Source organism: Pseudomonas sp. BP6 (assembly GCF_017875935.1).
Taxonomy (GTDB): Bacteria; Pseudomonadota; Gammaproteobacteria; order Pseudomonadales; family Pseudomonadaceae; genus Aquipseudomonas; species Aquipseudomonas putida_Y.
This window is the reverse complement of sequence record NZ_JAGINI010000001.1, coordinates 285,001-307,294: the sequence shown is the minus strand read 5'-3', so window position 1 is coordinate 307,294 and position 22,294 is coordinate 285,001. Positions and strand designations below refer to the sequence as shown.

General features: G+C 63.4%; 15 protein-coding genes and 2 rRNA genes (1 of these 17 cut by a window edge). 4 read left to right on the top strand and 13 right to left on the bottom strand.

Annotated elements, in window-relative coordinates:
• Window positions 1-20 precede the first annotated feature (20 nt).
• Together J3A98_RS01355 and J3A98_RS01350 are read right to left on the bottom strand one after the other, a co-directional pair.
• A complete protein-coding gene (locus J3A98_RS01355) occupies window positions 21-917 on the bottom strand; it encodes a LysR family transcriptional regulator (RefSeq protein WP_014592364.1) in 897 nt (298 codons plus the stop codon).
• 183 nt (window positions 918-1,100) lie between these two features.
• Window positions 1,101-1,691 (bottom strand): NAD(P)H-dependent oxidoreductase, encoded by a 591-nt coding sequence (locus J3A98_RS01350; protein ID WP_176682506.1) that lies wholly within the window; start codon window positions 1,689-1,691, stop codon window positions 1,101-1,103.
• A gap of 163 nt (window positions 1,692-1,854) precedes the next feature.
• On the opposite strand from J3A98_RS01350, the gene J3A98_RS01345 reads away from it, so the two are divergent.
• Window positions 1,855-2,169 carry a putative quinol monooxygenase gene (locus tag J3A98_RS01345; protein ID WP_176682505.1) on the top strand — a complete coding sequence of 105 codons (315 nt, stop codon included), beginning with the start codon at window positions 1,855-1,857 and terminating at the stop codon, window positions 2,167-2,169.
• On the opposite strand, the gene J3A98_RS01340 is transcribed toward J3A98_RS01345, so the two are convergent.
• A complete protein-coding gene (locus tag J3A98_RS01340; protein WP_209963472.1) occupies window positions 2,159-2,923 on the bottom strand; it encodes a sulfite exporter TauE/SafE family protein in 765 nt (254 codons plus the stop codon). The two genes, J3A98_RS01345 and J3A98_RS01340, sit on opposite strands and share 11 nt — an antisense overlap.
• 78 nt (window positions 2,924-3,001) lie before the next feature.
• On the opposite strand from J3A98_RS01340, the gene J3A98_RS01335 reads away from it, so the two are divergent.
• Window positions 3,002-3,883: a LysR substrate-binding domain-containing protein gene (locus J3A98_RS01335; RefSeq protein WP_209963471.1), complete on the top strand. Its 882-nt coding sequence runs from the start codon at window positions 3,002-3,004 to the stop codon at window positions 3,881-3,883.
• A gap of 141 nt (window positions 3,884-4,024) precedes the next feature.
• Window positions 4,025-4,369 (top strand): cupin domain-containing protein, encoded by a 345-nt coding sequence (locus tag J3A98_RS01330; protein WP_003251579.1) that lies wholly within the window; start codon window positions 4,025-4,027, stop codon window positions 4,367-4,369.
• Window positions 4,370-4,561: 192 nt separating this feature from the next.
• Here the strand turns inward: J3A98_RS01330 and mmsB are convergent, their stop codons facing one another.
• Window positions 4,562-5,449: a 3-hydroxyisobutyrate dehydrogenase gene (mmsB, locus tag J3A98_RS01325; protein ID WP_176682502.1), complete on the bottom strand. Its 888-nt coding sequence runs from the start codon at window positions 5,447-5,449 to the stop codon at window positions 4,562-4,564.
• A 10-nt stretch (window positions 5,450-5,459) separates the two neighbouring features.
• Window positions 5,460-6,986, bottom strand: coding sequence for a CoA-acylating methylmalonate-semialdehyde dehydrogenase (locus tag J3A98_RS01320; protein ID WP_010955322.1), 1,527 nt, complete (start codon window positions 6,984-6,986; stop codon window positions 5,460-5,462).
• Window positions 6,987-7,118: 132 nt separating this feature from the next.
• Here J3A98_RS01320 and J3A98_RS01315 point away from each other — a divergent pair, with 132 nt between their 5' ends.
• Window positions 7,119-8,069 carry a LysR family transcriptional regulator gene (locus J3A98_RS01315; RefSeq protein WP_209963467.1) on the top strand — a complete coding sequence of 317 codons (951 nt, stop codon included), beginning with the start codon at window positions 7,119-7,121 and terminating at the stop codon, window positions 8,067-8,069.
• A 1,914-nt stretch (window positions 8,070-9,983) separates the two neighbouring features.
• Here J3A98_RS01315 and J3A98_RS01310 read toward each other — a convergent pair.
• The 8 genes from J3A98_RS01310 to J3A98_RS01275 form a co-directional block, all read right to left on the bottom strand.
• Window positions 9,984-10,475 carry an OmpA family protein gene (locus tag J3A98_RS01310; RefSeq protein ID WP_129932575.1) on the bottom strand — a complete coding sequence of 164 codons (492 nt, stop codon included), beginning with the start codon at window positions 10,473-10,475 and terminating at the stop codon, window positions 9,984-9,986.
• Window positions 10,476-10,479: 4 nt separating this feature from the next.
• The gene (locus tag J3A98_RS01305; RefSeq protein WP_209963463.1) at window positions 10,480-11,751 is read right to left on the bottom strand and encodes a diguanylate cyclase; all 1,272 of its coding nucleotides are present in this window, start codon (window positions 11,749-11,751) and stop codon (window positions 10,480-10,482) included.
• On the bottom strand, window positions 11,748-12,314 hold the full coding sequence (locus J3A98_RS01300; protein ID WP_209963460.1) for a YfiR family protein: 567 nt from the start codon (window positions 12,312-12,314) through the stop codon (window positions 11,748-11,750). The genes J3A98_RS01305 and J3A98_RS01300 overlap by 4 nt, the downstream gene beginning before the upstream one ends.
• A gap of 100 nt (window positions 12,315-12,414) precedes the next feature.
• The gene (recD, locus tag J3A98_RS01295) at window positions 12,415-14,490 is read right to left on the bottom strand and encodes an exodeoxyribonuclease V subunit alpha (protein ID WP_209963455.1); all 2,076 of its coding nucleotides are present in this window, start codon (window positions 14,488-14,490) and stop codon (window positions 12,415-12,417) included.
• Window positions 14,487-18,161 carry an exodeoxyribonuclease V subunit beta gene (gene recB / locus J3A98_RS01290; RefSeq protein ID WP_209963449.1) on the bottom strand — a complete coding sequence of 1,225 codons (3,675 nt, stop codon included), beginning with the start codon at window positions 18,159-18,161 and terminating at the stop codon, window positions 14,487-14,489. The genes recD and recB overlap by 4 nt, the downstream gene beginning before the upstream one ends.
• Window positions 18,158-21,640 (bottom strand): exodeoxyribonuclease V subunit gamma, encoded by a 3,483-nt coding sequence (gene recC, locus J3A98_RS01285; RefSeq protein WP_209963444.1) that lies wholly within the window; start codon window positions 21,638-21,640, stop codon window positions 18,158-18,160. Before recC ends, recB begins: the two co-directional genes overlap by 4 nt.
• A gap of 182 nt (window positions 21,641-21,822) precedes the next feature.
• Window positions 21,823-21,938, bottom strand: a 5S ribosomal RNA gene (gene rrf, locus J3A98_RS01280).
• Window positions 21,939-22,069: 131 nt separating this feature from the next.
• A 23S ribosomal RNA gene (locus J3A98_RS01275) occupies window positions 22,070-22,294 on the bottom strand (it continues 2,668 nt past the right edge of the window).

The following is a 22,294-nucleotide window of genomic DNA, read 5'->3' as shown; positions in this document are numbered from 1 at the left end:
ATTTGTCGCGTTCAGGCAACTCAGCAGGCGTACATCGCCAGCTTGCGCTGGATGAAATCCAGGAAGCACTGGATGCGCAGCGCCAACTGGGTATTGCGGTAATACACCGCATGGATCGGCTGACGGTAGCCATTGTTGGCCTCGCTCAGCAGCACCTGCAGGCGCCCTGTGCGGATATCTTCGTGGGTCATGAAGTGCGACAGGCTGACGATGCCCTCCCCGGCCAGCGCCAACTGGCGCAGGGTTTCGCCGCTGGAAGCGACCAGCGCCGGGCGGATGCTCCAGCGATCGCCCTGAGCGTGGCGTAGCGGCCAGTGATTGAGCGACTCAGGTTGGCTGAAGCCGAGCAGACAGTGGTCGGCCAGCTCCTCGACCTGCCGTGGCGTGCCGTGCTGCTCCAGGTAGGCCGGACTGGCCAGCACCTGCACCGGGCTGCAACCCAGGCTGCGCGCATGCAGGCTGGAGTCGGCCAGTTCACCGATGCGGATCGCCACATCGGTGCTCTGCTCCAGCAGGTCGATGATCAGGTCGTCAGTGTTGAGCTCCAGTTCGATGCCCGGGTACTGGCGGCGGAACTCGCCGATCCACGGCAGGATGGCATGCAGCATGAACGGCGCCGCAGCATTGATGCGCAATCGCCCGGTCGGGGTCTGGCGGTTCATCGACAGACGCTCTTCCATCTCGTCCATCTGCTGCAGGATCAGCCGCGAGCGCTCAAGAAAGTAGCGCCCCTCTTCGGTAAGGTCCATGCGCCGGGTGGTGCGGTTGACCAGCGTGGTGCCCAGCTTGCCCTCCAGACGCGACAGGGTGCGGCTGACGGCAGACGGGGTCTGGCCCATCTGCTCGGCAGCAGCGGAAATCGAGCCGCAGTCGATGACGGCGACGAATACCTGGAGTTCTTCGGATCGGGTTTTCACATCTGGGCCTGTGGTTGGTCTGTGCAAGGATTAGATAACCGCTTGTCGAGACCAAGTCCAGCGGCGCCTGTACGGGCCTATTCGCGGGCTTGCCCGCTCCCACAAGTACTGCAAAGTCCTTGAAACCTGCGTAATACCTGTGGGAGCGGGCAAGCCCGCGAATAGGCCCGTACAGGCATAAAATTACTGTGCCTTGCCAAACACCTTGTCCAGATGGGCCTCATAAGCTGCCAACGCCGCCGGCACATCCGGGCGCTTCATCACATCCACAGCCAGGAAGGTCGGCAGGCCGGTCATGCCGAGGAACTGGTTGGCCTTGTGGAACGGGAAGTACACGGCATCCACCCCTTTGCCTTCAAAGAAATCGCTCGGGTCATCGAACGCCTGCTGCGGCGCGTTCCAGGTCAGCGACAACATGTATTGCTTGCCGTGCACCAGACCACCGCTGCCGTATTTCTGCGAGTGGTCCGATCGGGTACGACCGTCATTGGCATACAGGCTGCCGTGGCCGGCAGTGAACACCTCGTCGATGTACTTTTTCACGGTCCACGGCGCCCCCATCCACCAGCCGGGCATCTGATAGATCACCACATCGGCCCAGAGGAATTTCTCCACCTCTTCCTGGGCATCGTAACCGCCATCGATGAACGTCTGGCGCACATCGAAACCGGCGCGGTCCAGGTGAGCGATGGCCGCGTCGTGCAAGGTCGCGTTGAGGCGGCCTTCGGAGTGAGCGAACTGTTTACCACCGTTGAGCAGAAGGATCTTTTTCATGCTGGCCTCCACGGCCGAATCAAAAATTGATGCCGGCAGGTTAGAGGCTCGCGGGGGCGGGATACAGCGGTGACGAGGCAAAATACAATTGACCAGAAGTCACGAATGAGTAATGCATTATTGCCGTAGAATCGACTCACCACCCATCACCGAGTAGCGCCCCATGAGTGAGCCGTTCGCCTTTATCCTCAAAGCCAAGACCCGCCCGGAAATGGCTGATGCGTTCGAAAAGCTGTTCCGTCCCTACGTCGAGCCAAGCCGCCAGGAACCCGGCTGCATCGAGTACCACATGCTGCGCGACCAGCAGGACCCGAGCCTGTTTGTGTTCTTCGAAGTGTGGGCCGACAAGGCCGCGCTGGACGTGCACTCGGCCCTCCCGCACATGGCCGCCTTCTTCGAAAAGCGCATGGATTACCTGGAGCGCGATTTCGATATCCAGAGGGTCGACATGCTCAGTGCTTCGTCCGCTAACCGTTGATCAGCAGGTGGCCGCCGAGTGCGGCCAGGCCGATGAAAAAACAACGCTTGAACAGCAGCGCGCTGATCCGCTGACGCAGCCACTGCCCCGCCAGCATGCCGAGCAAGGCCGGCGCCAGCATCAGCAGCGACGCTCCTAGCGCCTGGCCACCCAAGGCATCCTGCCCGGCCAGGCCTAGGGCCAAGGCCAGGGTCGACACCGTAAACGACAAGCCCAGGGCCTGGATCATCTGCTCGCGGTTCAAACCCAGGCTCTGCAAGTAAGGCACCGCTGGCATCACGAACACCCCGGTCGACGCCGTGACCACACCCGTGACCAGCCCGCACAGCGGTCCCAGCCAGCGCTCGTGTCCCGGGGTCACCTGCAAGCCCGGGCCGACCAACCCATACAACGCATAGACCAGCAAGGCGCCCCCCAACGCGTGCGCAGCCCAGGGGCCACTGTTGATTCCCAGCCACACGCTGCCCAGCAAGGTGCCGACAAAGATCAGTACCAGCATCGGCCCCAGACGGATCAACAACCCTCGCAGGTGCCCGCCGCAGGCCAACTGCCACAGGTTGGTGAGCGTCGAGGGCACGATCAGCAATGCGGCAGCCTGCGCCGGCGACATAGCCAGGCCCAACAGGCCCATGGCAATGGTCGGCAGGCCCAGACCGATGACCCCCTTCACTGCGCCAGCCAGCAGGAAGGTCAGTACAACCAGCAACGACAGTGCCGGGCCAATGTTCTGGTAGAAAGCGAGCAAGGTAGTCATGGGGCCGATGATGGCGCACCCCGGGCAACGTGAGAATCTGCCATATACTCAGCCAGCCTCTTGCCAGGACAGAGCCACATGCATTTCGACCTGACCGACCTCAAGCTGTTCCAGCACACCCTGGAGTGCGGCAACATCACCGCCGGCGCCAGCCGCAGCCATCTGTCGCTGCCGGCAGCCAGTGCGCGCATCCGCGCCATGGAAGCATCGCTGGGCATTCCCTTGCTGGAACGTAACCGCCGTGGCGTACAACCAACGCCGGCTGGCCAGGCACTGTTGCAGCATGCACGACTGATAACGCAGCAGGTCGAACGCCTGCAGTTCGACCTGGGCCAATACGCGCAAGGGCAGCAAGGCCAGGTGCGCCTGCTGTGCAACACCGCTGCGCTGACCGAATACTTGCCCGAACTGCTGGCCAGCTATCTGGCTGAAAACCCGGGCGTCAGCGTGGACGTGCAAGAGTTGCCGAGTTTGCGCATCGTGCAGGCAATTACCCAAGGCATGGCCGACCTGGGCATCGTGTCCACAGCCGCCCCCAGCGAGCACCTGCAAACCCGGCCGTTTCGAGACGACCCGCTGGTGCTAGTGACTCCGCTGGGCCACCCTCTGGCCAGTGCGCTGGCGCCAAGCTTCATCGATAGCCTGGCCCATGGCTATGTCGGCCTGGGGGCCGGCAGTGCACTGGGGTTGTACCTGGAAGAGCAAGCGCTGCACGAGGGGCAGCGCATGCAGGTCCGGGTGCGTGCGGAGGGGTTTGATGGGGTGATCCGCATGGTCGCGGGCGGGGCCGGAATCGGGGTGGTGCCGCTGGCAGCGGTGCAGCGCTGGCAAGGCATGCTGCCGTTGCACTGGGTGGCGCTGCAGGAGCCATGGGCCAACCGCCGGTTGCTGGTGTGCGCGCGGGATTTTGCGGCATTACCAGGCTATGCCGCAGAACTGGTAGCCACCTTTACTGGCTGACGCGCAGGGGCGCACCCCACTGTCGAGGCAAACCGCCTGCCATAGCGCGACCAGACACCTGGACGTCGAGCCCAGGCAACTGCGGCTCGGCCGTTGGGCCTATGGTGACCAGTCATTCAGCCAGTCACCAGGAGTTGTGCCATGTCCGATTTCATCACCGTCCTGCGCGAAACCTGCCCGACGCCGGTCGTGGACGCCACCAAGTGGAAGCGCATCGGCGGCGATCCGCATACCGTCAACCTCAATGCCTACCTGTCGGCCGACGGCAGCAAGATCATGGGCACCTGGATCTGCACCCCGGGCAAGTTCGAGGTCAACTACGATAAATGGGAGTTCTGCCACTTCCTCGATGGCTACTGCATCATCACCCCGGAAGGCGAAGAGCCGAAACACCTGAAAGCGGGTGATGTGTTCGTGATCGAGCCAGGCATGAAAGGTACCTGGGAAGTGGTCGAGACTGTACGCAAGTATTTCGTCTTCGCCTGACTTGTAGGCGCGGGTTTACCTGCGAATGAGGCGGTGAGGCTTCTGTAGCATTCGCGGGTGAACCCGCTCCTACCACGGCCGCGCAATACCTGTAAGCGTGGACGAAAAAAATCGCGGAGCAGACGCCCTTCCCTCTGGTGCGCAGTTACAGAGGGAAGGCCGCCTGGCCCGCGATGAAATCCACCTCTTGCATCACTCCTTCTTGCGATAACCCTCGACGATGGCCGAGAAGTCCTTGCCACCTTCGCCTCGCAGGCTCATGGCCTGGTACAACTGCTGGGCCACGGCACCGAGAATCACCGGTTGGTGTGCCTGGCGTGCCGCTTCGGTAGCCAGCCCCAGGTCCTTGAGCATGAGCTCCGCGCCAAAGCCACCGGTGTAGCCACGCGATGCCGGTGCGGTTTCGATGATGCCCGGCCACGGGTTATAGGTGTCCGAGCTCCAGCAACGTCCGGTCGAACTGTTGATGATGCCGGCCAGCACCTTGGTATCGATACCCAGCGCGTTACCCAGGGCCATGGCCTCGGACACGCCGATCATCGAAATGCCTAACAGCAGGTTGTTGCAGATCTTGGCGATCTGGCCGGTACCGACTTCCCCGCAGTGCACGATGTTGCGACCCATCTGCTCCAGTACCGGCTTGAGGCTGGCGAACAACTCGGTACTGGCGCCAACCATGAACGTCAGGGTGCCGGCCGCGGCGCCGCCAGTGCCACCGGAAACCGGTGCATCACCCATGTCCACGCCCTTGGCCGCTGCAGCCCTGGACACATCACGTGCGGTCTGCGGGTCGATGGTGCTGCAGTCAACGGTCGGCGTGCCAGGACGAATGCCGGCCAATACGCCGTCCTCGTTCAAGTACACGCTACGCACATGGGCTGCGGCCGGCAGCATGGTGATCACCAGCTCGCTGTTGGCCGCCGCGTCCTTGGGCGAGGGGCTGATCTGCCCGCCCAGTTCTGCCAGCTCGGCCAGCACGGCCTTGTTCAGGTCGAACAGGTTCAGCTGATGCCCGGCCTTGATCAGGTTGCGGGCCATGGGCGCGCCCATGTTGCCCAGGCCGATGAATGCGATACGCATGACGTACTCCTTAGCGCAGGCTAATGGTGGTGTTCACACCGTCGTTGACGCTGTCGTCATCGAACCAGCGAGCAGTGACAGTCTTGGTCTGAGTGTAGAACTGCACCACTTGCTTGCCGTACGGCCCGAGATCACCGAGCTTGGAACCACGCGAGCCGGTGAAGCTGAAGAACGGTACGGGTACCGGGATCGGGATGTTGATGCCGACCTGGCCGATATCGATTTCGCTCTGGAACTTGCGTGCTGCCGCGCCGCTCTGGGTGAACAGGCCGGTGCCGTTGCCGAACGGGTTAGCGTTGACCAGGGCGATGGCCTCGTCGAGCGTGTCGACTTCCAGGGTCACCAGCACCGGGCCGAAGATTTCCTGGGTATACACCTGCATGTCGGTCTTCACGCCCGAGAACAGGGTCGGGCCGACAAAGTTGCCTTGTTCGTAACCCGGTACCTTGACGTCACGGCCGTCGAGTTCCAGCTTGGCGCCTTCCTTGATACCGCTTTCGATCAGGCCCAGCACACGCTCCTTGGCACGCTTGGAAACCACCGGGCCAACGTCGGTGCCCGGCTCGCAGCCAGCATTGACCTTGAGCTTGCTGGCAGCCTCCTTGATATCCGGCAACCATTCGCGGGCCTTGCCCACCAACACCGCCACCGAGGTGGCCATGCAGCGCTGGCCCGCCGCGCCGAATGCAGCACCGACCAGCGCATTGATGGTTTGCGTGCGGTTGGCATCAGGCAACACCACCGCGTGGTTCTTGGCGCCCATCATTGACTGCACACGCTTGCCATGCTGGCTGCCGAGGTTGTAAACGTGCGTGCCGACTTCAGTAGAGCCCACGAAGGAAATCGCCTTGATGTCCTGGTGGGTGCAAATGGCATCCACCACCTGCTTACCGCCGTGCACCACGTTCAGCACGCCGGCCGGTACGCCGGCTTCCAGCGCCAGCTCGACCAGAAGCATGGTCGACAGCGGGTCCTGCTCGGACGGTTTGAGCACAAAGGTGTTGCCGCAGACGATGGCCATGGGGAACATCCACAGCGGGATCATCGCCGGGAAGTTGAACGGGGTGATGCCAGCGCATACGCCGATCGGCTGGCGCAAGGTGTAGGTATCGACACCGCCGGCGACGTTCTCGGCGAATTCGCCCATCTGCAGGGTGCCAATGGACGCAGCGTGCTCGACCACTTCCAGGCCGCGGAATATATCGCCTTCGGCGTCGGCCAGGGTCTTGCCCTGCTCGGCGCTGAGCACCTGGGCAATGCGTTTGGTGTGTTCGCGGATCAGCGCCTGCAGTTTGAGCATGATGCGCATGCGGGCGCCGATCGGGGTGTTACGCCAGGTCTGGAATGCGCGTTGCGCGGCGGCCACGGCTGCGTCGACTTCCTCGACGGTGGCGAACGGTACGCGCGCCAGCACCTCTTGGGTGGCCGGGTTGACGATGTCACGCCATTCGGTGGTTTTGGACTCGACCCACTGGCCGTCGATCAGCAGCTTGACCTGCTCAACCTTGGTGCTGTTAGGGGATTGCGGTGCGTTCATCTGCGTTCTCCTTGGAATTGTTGTCGGGACGAGATCGCCAGCGCCGGGCAAACGCGAGGTGGCGTCCTGAGGCTTGTTTCGAGTATAGATGTGCAAACATCCAACAAGAACGCACAAAAAAACCGGATCATCATGCAAAAAGACCTCACATCCCTGAGCGCGCTCAACTGGGACGATTTGAAGTTCTTCCTCGAAGTGGCTCGCACCCGCAAGGCCAGCAGTGCTGCCAAACGGCTGAGCGTGGATTACACCACCGTGTCGCGACGCATCAGCTCGCTGGAGGGCGCGCTGGGCACCTTGCTGTTCGAAAAGTCGCGGACCAACGGCTTTGTGCTGACCGCCGAGGGCCAGCGCCTGCTGGGCTATGCCGAGTCGATCGAGAGCACGCTGCACATGGCTTGCGAACAGGTGTCCGGGTCGGGGGTGGCATTGTCGGGCCATGTGCGCATGGGCTGCACCGAGGGCTTTGGCAGCTTCTTCATCACGCCGCAGCTAAGCCACTTCGTCGACGCCTACCCGGCGATTTCGGTGGACATCCTGCCGCTGCCGCACTTCATCAGCCTGTCCAAACGTGAGGCGGACATCGTCATCGCGCTGGAGCGGCCCGAGCATGGGCCTTATGTGTGCTGCAAGCTGTGCGACTACCGCTTGCGGTTGTATGCCACCCAGGACTACCTGGACAGCCACGCGCCGATCCGCCAGGTGACGGATCTGGCCAAACACCCGTTCATCAGTTACGTGGATGACCTGGCGTTCAGCTCCGAGCTGCTGTACCTGGCCAACCTGATCCCCAACGCCAGCGCGCATTTGCGCAGTACCAGCGTGATCGCGCAGTACACGGCAGCGCTGCAGGGGCGTGGGCTGGCGATATTGCCGTGCTTCCTCGCTGCGCAGGACCCGCGATTGGTCACGGTGTTGCCGGAGGAGATCGAGGTGACGCGGCAATTCTGGATGTACTGCCGGGAGGATTTGCGCAAGTTGAAGCGGATTACCTTGCTGTGGGATTACATCCGGTCGGTGACCGAGGCGAATGCGCCATTGTTGATGGGGCAAACCCGCAAGATACGCTTTGCCCAGGACTGATGGGCCTGCGCATTTCCGAAGGCAACACAGCCCCTGTAGGAGCGGGCTTGCCCGCGAACACCGGCGAAGCCGGTGCCAGAAACCGCGTTGCCTGCTTCGCGGGCACGCCCGCTCCCACTGGGGATATGTGACTGATGGGCCTGCGCATTTCCAAAGACAAGCACAGATCCTGTAGGAGCGGGCTTGCCCGCGAACACCGGCGAAGCCGGTGCCAAACACCGCGTTGCCTGCTTCGCGGGCACGCCCGCTCCCACTGAGGATATGTGACTGATGGGCCTGCGCATTTCCAAAGACAAGCACAGATCCTGTAGGAGCGGGCTTGCCCGCGAACACCGGCGAAGCCGGTGCCAAACACCGCGTTGCCTGCTTCGCGGGCACGCCCGCTCCCACTGGGGATATGTGACTGATGGGCCTGCGCATTTCCAAAGACAAGCACAGATACTGTGGGAGCGGGCTTGCCCGCGAACACCGGCGAAGCCGGTGCCAAACACCGCGTTGCCTGCTTCGCGGGCACGCCCGCTCCCACTGAGGATATGTGACTGATGGGCCTGCGCATTTCCGAAGGCAACACAGCCCCTGTAGGAGCGGGCTTGCCCGCGAACACCGGCGAAGCCGGTGCCAAACACCGCGTTGCCTGCTTCGCGGGCACGCCCGCTCCCACTGGGGATATGTGACTGATGGGCCTGCGCATTTCCAAAGACAAGCACAGATCCTGTAGGAGCGGGCTTGCCCGCGAACACCGGCGAAGCCGGTGCCAAACACCGCGTTGCCTGCTTCGCGGGCACGCCCGCTCCCACTGAGGATATGTGACTGATGGGCCTGCGCATTTCCAAAGACAAGCACAGATACTGTGGGAGCGGGCTTGCCCGCGAACACCGGCGAAGCCGGTGCCAGGCACCGCGTTGCCTGCTTCGCGGGCACGCCCGCTCCCACTGGGGATATGTGACTGATGGGCCTGCGCATTTCCAAAGACAAGCACAGATCCTGTAGGAGCGGGCTTGCCCGCGAACACCGGCGAAGCCGGTGCCAGACACCGCGTTGCCTGCTTCGCGGGCACGCCCGCTCCCACTGGGGATATGTGACTGATGGGCCTGCGCATTTCCAAGGACAAGCACAGATCCTGTAGGAGCGGGCTTGCCCGCGAACACCGGCGAAGCCGGTGCCAAACACCGCGTTGCCTGCTTCGCGGGCACGCCCGCTCCCACTGAGGATATGTGACTGATGGGCCTGCGCATTTCCGAAGGCAACACAGCCCCTGTAGGAGCGGGCTTGCCCGCGAACACCGGCGAAGCCGGTGCCAAACACCGCGTTGCCTGCTTCGCGGGCACGCCCGCTCCCACTGGGGATATGTGACTGATGGGCCTGCGCATTTCCAAAGACAAGCACAGATCCTGTAGGAGCGGGCTTGCCCGCGAACACCGGCGAAGCCGGTGCCAGACACCGCGTTGCCTGCTTCGCGGGCACGCCCGCTCCCACTGGGGATATGTGACTGATGGGCCTGCGCATTTCCAAAGACAAGCACAGATACTGTGGGAGCGGGCTTGCCCGCGAACACCGGCGAAGCCGGTGCCAGAAACCGCGTTGCCTGCTTCGCGGGCACGCCCGCTCCCACTGGGGATATGTGACTGATGGGCCTGCGCATTTCCAAGGACAAGCACAGATCCTGTGGGAGCGGGCTTGCCCGCGAACACCGGCGAAGCCGGTGCCAGACACCGCGTTGCCTGCTTCGCGGGCACGCCCGCTCCCACTGGGGATATGTGACTGATGGGCCTGCGCATTTCCAAAGACAAGCACAGATACTGTGGGAGCGGGCTTGCCCGCGAACACCGGCGAAGCCGGTGCCAGACACCGCGTTGCCTGCTTCGCGGGCACGCCCGCTCTCACTGGAGATTGTGACTGCCCGTACGGCGACGATCAGTAGGACGCTACCACGATGGACACCCGACGGTTCTCGGTACGCCCGGCGCTGGTGCGGTTGTCCGCCACCGGCTGGCTGCTGCCCAGGCCACGGCTCTGAATGTTCTGCGCCTGCATGCCAATCCCCACCAGTGCCTTGGTCACGCTTTGCGCGCGGCGCTCGGAAAGCTGCTGGTTGTATGCCGCCTTGCCCGACGAGTCGGCATGCCCGTCCACCCGCACGCCCTGGATACCAACGCCGAGCAGCGCCTTGCCGATGCGCTCGACAATCGCCTGGCTCTGGCCGTTGAGGCTGTCCAGATCGCTGCCAAACAGCACTTTGCCAGACAAGTCGTAGGCCCAACCTTCATCGGTCGGGGTGAAACCTTCGCGCTTGAGCACAGCAATCTGTTCTGGGGTAAGGCCCTTGGGGGGTGCGCTCTGACAACCGGTCAGCGCCAGCAGGGCGAGCAACAAGGCCCAAAGCGGGAATCGTAAAGCTTGCATCACGGGTTCAACTCCTGTTGCTGATTTCGTTGGCGGACCGTTCCGTCTGCGCCACTTGCCAATGGCCACGGCGTTTGCGCTTGGCCTGGTACATTGCCGCATCGGCGGCATTGAGAAGACTGGCGGGGTCAGCGCCGTCATCCGGGTAATAGGCAATACCGACACTCAGCGAGGTGGAGATACTGCGGCCACTGTCCAGTTGCACCGGCAACTTCATGCTGGCAACGATCTTCTCGGCAATGTGTTCGGCGTCCTTGCGCGAATGCAAAGGCGTCAACAGCACGGCAAACTCGTCGCCACCCAGGCGCGCCACCAGGTCTTGCTCGCGCAGCTGGGCGCGCACACGTTCGGCCACGCTGATCAGCACCTCGTCACCCACGGCGTGGCCGAGGGTGTCGTTGATCTGCTTGAAGTGGTCGCTGTCGAGGAACAGCACTGCCAGGTGGTCCTGCTGGCGCGCCGCATTTCGCACGCTGCGGCTCAGGCGCCCTTCAAAGAAGACGCGGTTGGGCAAGCCAGTCAGGCTGTCATGGCTGGCCTGGTGGGCCAGGGTCTGGTTTTCGCTCTGCAGGTGGCTATGCCACACCTCCAGTTCATCCAGCAGCGCATTGAAGTCGTTACCCAGCTCGTTGAGCTCGGCAATCGGCGCTTCTGGCACGCGCCGGTCGAAGCTGCGCTCACGGCGGGCGGCATGAGCGACACTGGCCAGGCCCCGCAGCGGGCGGGTGATATCGCTGAGCAGGCGCCGCGACAGATACTGGGCAGCCAAAGCGCTGAGGACCGTGCAGAACAGGATCCCGGCCAAGCCGCTGAGCAGGAACAGCAACAGGCTCCTGCCCTGGCCTGCCAGCTCGATGTGCCCCACCTGCTGGTTCTGGTGCACGATAGGCAGAATGACCGGCTCTTCCAGCAAGGCAGTGGCAACCTGCACCTCCAGCTGCGCGAGCATGCCGGTATTGTCGCGTTGCCAGTGCGCCAGTTGCTCGCCCTCGTTGTTGAAGACCTTGGCCTCGGCCACTTCTTCGGTACTGGCAATCAACGCCAGCGATTCATTGGCGGCGGCGCTGTCATCGAACACCACCGCCGCCTCTACGGTGTAGTTGATCGAGCGGGCGATCAACTGCAGGTTATGGTTGGCATAGACACGCAGGGCGAGCACGCCCAGCAGCGTGAGGGAAATACCCGCCAGGCCAACGGCAAGCAAGGCGACGCTAAGGTGGCCACGGCCCAGCACCGAGCGCAGGGTCGGGCGCACGGTACGCTTGCGGGGCTGCTTCATGGCTGCCCCGCCCGGCGCCGCGACAATTGCAGCACGCTAGGGTGAATGCGCACGCCAGAGCGTGCCACCGAGTCGAGATTGACCTCAAAGGCCACCTGCTGGTCGCTGACCCGCAGGCAGAACAGGCTGCCGACCGTGCATGGGTCATCCGCCTCGCTGATGCTCAGCACCGGGCGGCCGCCGATACGCTGGAACAGTCGATCCCGCTGGCCCTGGTCAAGCTTGCCGATGTAGATGGCATCGCAGGCCTGGGCGACCTGGGTGTCTTCTGCCAGCAGGCGCCGCACCTGCAGCGGCCGGCCAGACTCCTGGACATGGCCCTTGATGAGATCGTCGGCGTACTCGGTCGGGCCGACCAGGCACAGGCGCAAAGGAGAAGGTTCGACGGGCCAGCGGGCGTAGCTGAAGATACCCAGTACTACCTGGGTGACTGCCTTGGCGCGTTGCTGTGCCTGGGCGGCAGTTGTACCGGGGTCTGCCCGGGCAGCGCCTGCAGAAAGGAACAGGACGGCCAGCAATAGCGAAAGCACACAGCTTGTCACTCGTCTTGCGGCCACGTTCATGTGGGAAATCCCTTATAGCCCCTTCCGATATCGGCGCAACGATAGCACATGGCCGCTTTATTGTAGGTGCATGCGGCCATGTGCATTGGGTTTCATGGCTCTAGACCTGCTCGAGCATCAACCCGGAAATACGCCGGACTTTGCGGGCCACCGCTTGCTCGAAAATGCCTTGGCGCGGCTCGACCAGGCTGAAGCAGTGCTTGGCCCGGGTGATGCCTGTGTACACCAGTTCCTTGGTCAGCACCGGGTTGAGCGCATCCGGCAGCACCAGGGCCGTGTGGCTGAACTCCGAGCCCTGGGACTTGTGCACGGTCATGGCGAATACCGTTTCCACTTCGTTGAGCCGGCTCGGCAGAACGAACCGCACACCACCACTGCCGTCGTTGCGCGGGAAAGCCACACGCAGCAGCGGCTGGCCATGCTCATCCGGCAGCCGCAGGGCAATGCCAATGTCACCGTTCATCAGGCCCAGGCCGTAGTCGTTGCGGGTCACCAGCACCGGGCGCCCTTCGTACCAGGGCTGCTGGCTGTCGATCAGACCGGCATTGTGCAGCACCCGCGCCACCCGCTCGTTGAGGCCTTCGACACCCCAGACGCCCCGGCGCACCGCGCACAGCAACTGGAAATCTTCGAAACTGCGCAACACCTTGGCCGCCCACTGCTCCCAGGCGGGGTCGTCAAAGTCGGTATCAAGTGCCGGCCGGTAACGGCCAAGGGTGCGCAGGTAGCTGCGGTAGCCTTGAGGGCCATCGGCCCCGCGGTTCAGGCCGTCGAGTAACAGACGGTCGAAAGCACGATCCTGCTCGTGCTTGAGCGCCAGGCTGTGCACGTCGGCCGGCGCCGTGGCCAGCAGGGTGCGCGCCGCGTGAGCGTCTTGACGATTGACCAGCCTGGCCAACTGGCCGATACCGCTGCCTTCACCGAAGCGCCGCGAAAAACGCAGCATCACCACCTGCTGGGCCAGCGGGTGGCGCTGCTCGTCGCCGGCCTTGAGGCCACTGCCGACCAGCGACTCACCACTGACCTGCTCAAGCCACGCTGCAGTCGTCGGCGAGTAAAAACCCTCCTCAGCATCCCGGCACAGGTCACCCAGCACCGCGCCGGCCTCGACCGAGGCCAACTGGTCCTTGTCGCCCAACAGCACCAGACGCGCCCGCGGCGGCAAGGCATCGAGCAGGTTGGCCATCATTTCCAGGTCGATCATCGACGCCTCGTCGACCACCAGCACATCCAACGGCAACGGGTTGCCAGCATGATGGCGGAAGTGCCGCGAGCCTGGGCGGCTGCCGAGCAGGCGATGCACGGTGCTGACTTCAGTAGGGATTTGCCCGCGTACTTCGGCGCTGACTTGCAGGCGCTCGACTTGCTGGCCAATGGATTCGGTCAGGCGCGCAGCGGCCTTGCCGGTCGGTGCAGCCAGGCGAATGCGCAGTGGCCTGCCCCGCTCCACTGCCGGCGCCTGCAGCAACGCCAACAGGCGCACCACGGTGGTCGTCTTGCCGGTACCGGGACCGCCCGTGATGATGCTGAAACCGGCACGGGTGGCCAAGGCACAGGCGAGCTTCTGCCAGTCCACCTGGCCAGCTGGCGCGCCGCCCTCGAACAATTGCGCCAGGCGCTCTGGCAGGTCTGCAGGCGGTGCTTCGGCCTGACTCAGGCGCTGGCGCAGGGCATGGTCGATGCGCCGCTCATAACTCCAGTAACGGCGCAGGTAAAGGCGCTCGCCACTGAGTACCAGTGGCCGGGCTTGCTGGCCAGGCGCATCACCTGCCGCCACCAGTGGGCTGGCGCTGATGCGCTGAAGCCAGGCATTCAAGTCGAGGTTGGCGAGCAGTTGCGATGGCAGTAGCAAAGGGCCGATCAGGGCGTCACCTTCCGGCGGCAACGACAGGGCGAAATCAGGCTCGGCCAAGGTTTGTTGCAGGTCGAGGCAGACATGTCCGTGCCCCAGCTGGTGGCTGGCCAGCGCCGCCGCCAGCAATAACAAGGGATCACTGCCGGGTGCGCGCTCGTCCAGGAACGACACGAATGCGCGATCCAGGGCACGTAGCCAGCCCCGCTCGACCCAGCGGTCGAGCAACTGCAGCAGGTCACCACTGTTGTCCTGTGGTGCCAGCGCCAGCAGGTGCTCTGCGTGCAGAGGGGTAGGCAACAGGTCGACAAGGCTTCGGCTCATGGCGCAACTCCGGCAAACAGGTCCTGCTGTACCGGCGCGTGCTCGCCACGGAACAACGCATCGAGGCTTTCGATCAGCTCACGCGGTGGCTTGACGTGGTACACGCCGTGGCCGCTGCTGCTGGCACCGCGCAGGAAGATGAACAGGGCGCCGCCAATATGGCGGTCATAATCGTAGTCCGCCAGCCGCGCACGCAACTGGCGATGCAGGGCCAGCAGGTACAGCACGTACTGCAGGTCATAGCGGTGGTCAAGAATCGCCTTTTCCATAGCCATGGCATCGTAGGCCTGGATGTCCGCACCCAGCCAGTTGGATTTGTAGTCGGTCACGTAGTAACGCCCGTCCAGCTCGAACGCCAGGTCGATGAACCCTTTGAACATGCCGTTGAGCACGGTCGGCTGCGCAGCCGGGCGCGCCAGACCGGGGTGGGTGTGGCGTGCCACCAGGCGATCGAGTTGTTCTGCGTCGACCCGGTGGCTGGCGAACCAGAACTCCATTTCGATCTGGTAATGACGCAGTTGGCCCAGGGTTACGCTCTGGTCGCCGCCCGGCAATGGCAACGCCTCGCCCAGCAAACGTTGCATCCAGTGGCTCAGGGTGGGGATCCAGCCGGTCCAGTCACGGCGGTTGCAGCGCTGACCAACGGTACGCTCGATCAGCTGAGGGTCACCGCTGACCTCGCTGAAGCCCTCGCGGCCTGCCCACTCCAGCAAGCCATGGAGGAAGGTGCCGGGGTTAGGCCCCCGCGGGAAGCGATGGATATCGCCGCTGTCGGCCGGGACCTCGCGCAACACCTGGGCATCGGCCACCTCGTCATCCAGCAGTTGCTGGGCCTGCGAGCTGTCGGCGTCGAGGGTCTGATCGCCGACACGAAGGGCACTATAGGAAGCGATCCACCAGTGCTCGGCAGCCGCACGGCGTGGCCTGCGTGCTGGCAGCAGTTCACGCTCGGCGTGTGGCATGCGGTACATCTGCTCATCCGCCTGCGGCAGGCCTGGGCAAGTGATGTGCGGGCACTTCGCCGCCAAAGCCTGCAACCAGTCCGCTAGCTGCGCCGAGCCAGCCAAGGCCAGGCCGCCCCCCAGCAGGTAGCCAAAAGCCGAGCGGTGCAGCTGCGAGCTCTTCTGATTACCGCGCTTGAGGTCGGCGACACCCAGCCAGCAAGCATGCTGGGCGCGAGTCAGGGCCACGTAGAGCAGGCGCAGGTCTTCGGCCAGGCGCTCGTCGTCAGCGCGCTCGATTTGCTCCTGGTCAGGTGTAAGGGTGACGTGGGCGTTACCTTCGCTGTCATGCCAGGCCAGCGGCAGACGGCTGCCATCCACCGGTTTGCTGGAGCAGATGAATGGCAGGTAGACCAAGGGATATTCCAGGCCCTTGGACTTGTGGATGGTCACCACCTTGACCAACTGTTCGTCGCTCTCCAGGCGCAGGATCTGCTCTTCACCGGCCTGCCCGGAACTGGCCAGGTGCTCGGCCAGGTGGCGGATAAGCGCCTGTTCGCCGTCCAGCTCGCCAGCGGCCTGCTGCAGCAGCTCGGCCAGGTGCAGCAGGTTGGTCAGTACCCGCTCGCCATCACTGCGGCGGATCAGCGTGCGCGGTAGCTGGAAGTCATGCAGCAGGTGGCGCAACATCGGCAACACACCCTGGCGCTGCCAGGTATCTCGGTAAAGGCGAAAACGCATCACCCAGCTCTCCCAGACCCGCTCATCCTGGTTAAGCCGGTCCAGCGCGGCCAGCGACAGGCCCAGTGTCAGGCTGGCCAGAGCAGCCTTGAGCAGGCGCTCCGAGTCAGGCTCGGCGCAGGCCTTGAGCCAGGCCAGCAGGTCGTGGGCTTCCTGGGCGGCAAACACTGAGTCCTTATCGGACAGGTACACACTGCGCACCTCGCGTGCGGCCAGTTCGGCGCGGACCATCTGCGCCTCATGACCATCGCGCACCAGAATGGCGATGTCCGAGGGCAAACAGGCGCGCAATTCGCCTTCGGCATTCTGGAAGCCCGCCGTGCCCTGCTGGCCGCCATTGAGCAAGGCAACAATATGGCTGGCGCAACTGGCGGCCAGTTGCTGGCGGTAAACGCTGCTGGAGACTGGCTCTTCACTTTCCAGCTGCCAACATTGCAGGGCTGCACTGACTTCACCGTCAATCAGCAGCTGTTCGCCCCGCCCCTTGGCGCGCACCTCGATGAATGGCAGCGGGTTGTCATCGGCCTCGCGGAACAGGAATGCACCCCGCCCCGCTTCACGCGCCTCAGCCTGCAGGAACACCTGGTTGACCGCCGAGACCATGGCTTTGCTGGAGCGGTAGTTGGTGTCCAGGCTGTGCAGGCGACCGCTGGTGGCGCGTCGCGCGGCAAGATAGGTGTAGATGTCGGCCCCCCGGAAGGCGTAGATCGCCTGCTTGGGGTCGCCGATCATGAACAGGCCGGTTTCTGCGCGATTTTCGCTGATCTGGTAAATGCGCTCGAAAATGCCGTACTGAACCGGGTCGGTGTCCTGGAATTCGTCGATCAGCGCTACCGGGAACTGCTCACGGATCAGGCTGGCCAGGCGCTCGCCGGCCTCGCTGGCGAGCGCCTGCTGCAAGCGCACGAGCATGTCGTCGAAGCCCATTTCTGCACGCCGGCGCTTCTCCACTTCGAAACGCGCCGATACCCAACTGGCCGCGTGCTCGAGCAGCGGTGCATCCGGGCTGTCCAGGGCCTGCAGTTGTTGCTGCAAGTGCTGCATGGCGTTGAGGGCTGGGTGCTCGGGAGGTTCTCCCTTCCATGCCTCGGCCATGCCCGCCGGGGTCAGCCGGGTAAAGCCGGTGCCCAAGTCGAGCTCTACCAGTTGCTCATCACTGGCCCAAGCGCAGAGCTTGTCGAACCAGGGCTCGAAGTAACGGGCTTGCATCTTGCGGCCGTCGACCTGCTTGGCAGCCAGCGCATCGCGGCAGATTTGCCGCAGCTCCTCGGCCCACTGCGCCCATGGTGCCTTGATCCGCGCCAACTGTGCGCCACGTTGCTGCAGCGACGCCTGGATCAATGCGGCGGGCTCTGGCCCATCCTGCTGGGCGCGCACACGGCCGAACAGCGGGCGAATGCGCGGCAGCAAGGCGTCGGGGCTCCCCCAGTTGCTGCGCACCCAGGCCAGTGGGTCACCTTGCATCCCATAGCAGAAGCGCCGCCAGTAATCGCGCATGACCTGGCCCAACAACTCGCTGTGGTCGGTTTCCAGGGTCTGGGTGAACAGGCTGCCGCTGTCGAAGGCATGCTCGCGCAGCATGCGCTGGCACCAGCCATGGATGGTCGATACCGCAGCCTCGTCCATCCACTGCACGGCGATTTCCAACCGGCCGGCGCAGCGCGGCCAAGTCTCTTGCGGATAATCGTCACGCAGTTGGTGCAACAGCGGATCAGCGCCTTCCAGCTCACCACGGAAGAACCGTGCGGCTTCAGCCAGGCGGGCGCGGATGCGCTCGCGCAGCTCTTTGGTGGCGGCGTCGGTGAAGGTCACCACGAGGATCTGCGGTGGCAGCAGCTCGCGCTCGAAGCCCTGCTCGCCACCGTGACCAAGGATCAGGCGCAGGTACAGCGCCGAAATGGTGAAGGTCTTGCCCGTGCCAGCGCTGGCCTCGATCAGCTGGCTACCGTGCAGAGGGAAACTCAGTGCCAGAGGACGGTCCTGGGTCATGCGCCTTTCTCCGGGTTGCCCAAGGTCTGCCAAGGGGCGGTGAACAACGGGCGGTACAAGGTTTCGCACCAGCCTTCAAACGTCTCGTCAGCGGTGAGTGCTGCAAAGTCCCGGAACTGGCGGGCCAGGGCAATGCTTTCACTTCGCTCGCCAAAGCTGGTGCGTTCGTCGCCTTCGTAGGCGCGAGCTGCTGCGGCCATTGCTTTATCGGCATCGTCCTGGGCCAACCAGGCGAATGCGGTCTTGGCCGCGACTGGCAACGGCGCATTCATTGCCGCCTGACGGGCCACCAACAGGTCGCCCAGCAGTTGCGCGGCCAGCGCTTGCGGCAGCGGTGCAAGCAACAGGGTCAGGTCACTGGCTACCAATGCACTGTTATAGGGGTAGCCCGCTGCACAGGCCGCCAGGTGCGTAACCCAGGGCGCAATGAGGCGGTGCCACTTGAGGTTGTTGCGCCCGGCACTGATGGTGTTGGGTACTGTGGTGATGCTGAGAAGGCTCTGATCTTCCGCCTGGAACACCCGGCCCAGCCAGCCCTCAAGTCGATGCTGACCGTGCTCGAAATGCACCGGCAAAGCGCCCTCGACCAGCTGTGGCCAGCGTTGCAGCAATTGCTGGTGACGTTGCAGCAGATCCGGCAGCGGTTCGATCAACTCGTTCTGCAGCAGTTCGCCGAAACCGGCTAGCGGAAGTAAACCGCAGGCCTGCAGGCGTCGGGCCTGGGCGCGCAAGGCCTGTTCGGCGTGGTCCGGTGCGGCCAAGGCGGCGCCAAGCAGGCTTTCACTGGCGCTGTAGCGTTGCAGGGTATCGAGGACGAAGGGCTCTTCGTCCGGGGTCGGCGCTTCCAGCGCCTCAAAGTACACCTTCAAGCGCTGGCTGAAGAAGTGCCGGACCGGGTGGCGCAAGAAATCATTCAGCTGGTGCAGACTGAGGGCTTCAGCGTCCTGATAAGGCGGCAGGCCCGGCTCGCTCTGCTCGTCTGCCTCACCCTGCTGGTGCAGCACCTGCCATTCATGGGCATAGCTGAACAGAGGACTGTCCTTCTGGAAGTACCGAGGGCTGAACGGCTGCAGCGGGTGTTCCTGGGTCAGTGCGTGCAACAGTTGCTCGCCCGGTTTCACTGGCTGCCCCTGCTGCGCGTCGGCCAAATGCCAGCCGGCAGCGATGTGATCGCGCAACTGGCCGATCAGCACCGAGGCCGGGCGTTCGCTGTTGTCGCGGATACTGCGCCCCACCCAGCTGACATACAGTTGGTCACGTGCAGACAGTAGCGCTTCAAGCAGCAGGTAACGGTCGTCTTCGCGGCGTGAGCGGTCACCGGGGCGGTAGTCGCTGGCCATCAGGTCGAAGTCCAGCGGTTGCTGCGCACGCGGGTAGTCGCCATCGTTCATGCCCAGCAGGCAGACCACCCTGAAAGGGATCGCGCGCATGGGCATGAGTGTGCAGAAGTTGACCGAGCCGGCGAGGAAACGTTGCGACAGCTTGCCCTGATCGAGGCCCGACAGCCAGGCTTCACGTACCACGGTAAGCGGTAGCGGGTCGTGCAGGCCGACGGTCTCGCATACCTCAAGCCAGCTATCGCGCAAATCCTGCAGTTGCATCAACAGGAATTCATCACCCTCGTCCTCGGCGAGGAAGAACACGTTCAGCAAAGCATGCAGTCGCTCGCCCCACTGGCTGACGGTAGCAGGCTCGGACAAGGCCTGGCAGGCGACTTCGAGCGCATCGAGCAACGCGACCAGCGGGCCGATCAGTGCAGCGTCCAGGCCACCGATTTCATCGTAGGGTTCAATGCCATCACAGGCCTCGCCTACCCCCACGGCATAACCCAACAGCATGCGGCGCAGGCCGAAACGCCAACTGTTCTGTTCAAGCCCGGCGGGCAAACCAAGGCTCGCCCGCTGGTCGGCGTCAAGGCCCCAACGGATGCCAGCGCCCTCGATCCAGCGGTGCAGCGTGGGCAGGTCGTTTTCGCGAATGCCGAAGCGGGCGCGGACTGCCGGCACGTCCAGCAAGTCGAGCACTTCGCTGACCGCGAAGCGGCTGTCAGGCAGTTTGAGCAGGTGCTCAAGCGCGATCAGCAAAGGCTCGCGACCACGCTGGCCCTGGTCTGTCAGGGTGAACGGGATGTAGCGCGGGTCGTTGCGCTGCAACTGGCCAAAGACGGCGCGGATATGTGGCGCGTAAGTGTCGATGTCCGGCAGCATGACGATCACGTCGCGCGGGCGCAAAGTAGGGTCGGCGCTGAAGCGGGCCAACAGCTGGTCGTGGAGGATCTCCACTTCACGTTGCGGGCTGTGCGCGATATGGAAGCGGATCGAGCGGTCTTTTGTGGTGTCCACTGGCGGCCACAGTTCACGGCTCTCGGCGAGCGGGCGCAACTCCAGAATGTCGTCCTGCAGTTCGTTGAGCAGCGTGGTGGGTGAACCATCGCTGAACAGGTCGATGCGGCCGTCGCTGAACACGCCCTGGTAGCTGCCCGGGTCGTCATAGCTGTCGAGCAGGTTGATGTAGTCGCGGCCTTGTTTACCCCAGGCTGCCAGCAACGGATGGGCATGCTGGTGAAGTGTCTGGTCGTCCAGTTGCAAGGGCATGCCTTGCTTGCGTTGCTGGCGTTTGTACTGGTGGCGCAACAGGTCCTTGTCGGCGACGATATCGGCCCAGTGGTGGCGGCATGGGTTGTGTACGCACAACAGGACCTGACTGAAACGCGACAGGCCTGCCAGCGCTTCCAGGGCCTGGGCCGGCAGCGAAGAGATACCGAACACGATCACCCTCGGTGGCAGCCCGGCAGGCGCCTGCTCCAGGCTGTTGATGCGCTCGATGAAGCGTTGGTGTACTCCGGCGCGGCTCTGTGCCATGCCTTGCTCGCCAACATCCTCCAGCAATGCTCGCCACAACTCGGCTTGCCAGCGGTTGCCTGGCGGCAGGACTTTGCGCTCGCCGCGGGCCGTGTTGATGACATGCTCGCCGGTGGCCCAGTCCTTGAGCCAATCGGCGCGGTAGACCTGGTACTGGTCGAACAGGTCGGCCAGGCGCTCGGCCAGCTGGTAGCGCTTGCGCAAGTCACTGTCGTCGGTGAGGAAGCGCCGCAGTGGCTCGAAGTGCGGGCGCTCGATGAGCGCTGGCAACAGGCGCATCAGACGCCAGGTCAGTGGTGCCTTGTCGAGCAGGGACACTTCGGGAATTTCGCTACGGCCAAGCACGCTGCGGTACAGCTGCCACATAAAGCTACCGGGCAGTTGCACATCGATTGCAGCGGCGATGCCGCAGCCGCCCAGGTCGCCTTCCTGCGGATCTTCAGCCAGGGCCAGCTTGAGCCATTGGGCGATACCATTGCTTTGCACCAGGGCAATTTCGTTTTCCAGAGGCGCCAGCGGGTAGCGACGCATCCAGCTCACTACCAGGCTACGCAGGTCGTCGAGGCGGTTGCCGTGGACGATCATGAAGCCAGGGTGGAGATGGGCGGTGTTGAGCATCGAAAGGTCTCTGGAGGCGCTGATGGCTGAGAGGGGAACGATATCATGCGTACATGAAACGGCCGAATGCCATCAGGCCGCGGAAGCGGGCGTGCCCGCTGGATTCGAGCAGGGCCAGATTTTTTGGCCCACAAAGACAAAACCCCTACCTGCATGTGCAGATAGGGGTTTTGCGAAATGAATCTTGACGATGACCTACTCTCACATGGGGAAACCCCACACTACCATCGGCGATGCATCGTTTCACTACTGAGTTCGGGATGGGATCAGGTGGTTCCAATGCTCTATGGTCGTCAAGAAATTCTGTAGCCAGAATGTCCAGATGGACAGCCCAGCGAATCCGGATATGCGATATTTGTGGTCTTACGAATTTTCGGGTCTTTCGTCTTCACCACCGCAATCTGCGTCAGCAAATTGCTTGGGTGTTATATGGTCAAGCCTCACGGGCAATTAGTATTGGTTAGCTCAACGCCTCACAGCGCTTACACACCCAACCTATCAACGTCGTAGTCTTCGACGGCCCTTTAGGGGATTCAAGATCCCAGTGAGATCTCATCTTGAGGCAAGTTTCCCGCTTAGATGCTTTCAGCGGTTATCTCTTCCGAACATAGCTACCCGGCAATGCCACTGGCGTGACAACCGGAACACCAGAGG

Excerpts from the sequence above, each read along its gene's own strand:
- J3A98_RS01350 (WP_176682506.1), bottom strand. The coding sequence starts at position 1,691 with ATGAAAAAGATCCTTCTGCTCAACGGTGGTAAACAGTTCGCTCACTCC.
- J3A98_RS01345 (WP_176682505.1), top strand. The coding sequence starts at position 1,855 with ATGAGTGAGCCGTTCGCCTTTATCCTCAAAGCCAAGACCCGCCCGGAA.
- J3A98_RS01340 (WP_209963472.1), bottom strand. The coding sequence starts at position 2,923 with ATGACTACCTTGCTCGCTTTCTACCAGAACATTGGCCCGGCACTGTCG.
- J3A98_RS01335 (WP_209963471.1), top strand. The coding sequence starts at position 3,002 with ATGCATTTCGACCTGACCGACCTCAAGCTGTTCCAGCACACCCTGGAG.
- J3A98_RS01330 (WP_003251579.1), top strand. The coding sequence starts at position 4,025 with ATGTCCGATTTCATCACCGTCCTGCGCGAAACCTGCCCGACGCCGGTC.
- mmsB (WP_176682502.1), bottom strand. The coding sequence starts at position 5,449 with ATGCGTATCGCATTCATCGGCCTGGGCAACATGGGCGCGCCCATGGCC.
- J3A98_RS01320 (WP_010955322.1), bottom strand. The coding sequence starts at position 6,986 with ATGAACGCACCGCAATCCCCTAACAGCACCAAGGTTGAGCAGGTCAAG.
- J3A98_RS01315 (WP_209963467.1), top strand. The coding sequence starts at position 7,119 with ATGCAAAAAGACCTCACATCCCTGAGCGCGCTCAACTGGGACGATTTG.
- J3A98_RS01305 (WP_209963463.1), bottom strand. The coding sequence starts at position 11,751 with ATGAAGCAGCCCCGCAAGCGTACCGTGCGCCCGACCCTGCGCTCGGTG.
- J3A98_RS01300 (WP_209963460.1), bottom strand. The coding sequence starts at position 12,314 with ATGAACGTGGCCGCAAGACGAGTGACAAGCTGTGTGCTTTCGCTATTG.
- recD (WP_209963455.1), bottom strand. The coding sequence starts at position 14,490 with ATGAGCCGAAGCCTTGTCGACCTGTTGCCTACCCCTCTGCACGCAGAG.
- recB (WP_209963449.1), bottom strand. The coding sequence starts at position 18,161 with ATGACCCAGGACCGTCCTCTGGCACTGAGTTTCCCTCTGCACGGTAGC.
- recC (WP_209963444.1), bottom strand. The coding sequence starts at position 21,640 with ATGCTCAACACCGCCCATCTCCACCCTGGCTTCATGATCGTCCACGGC.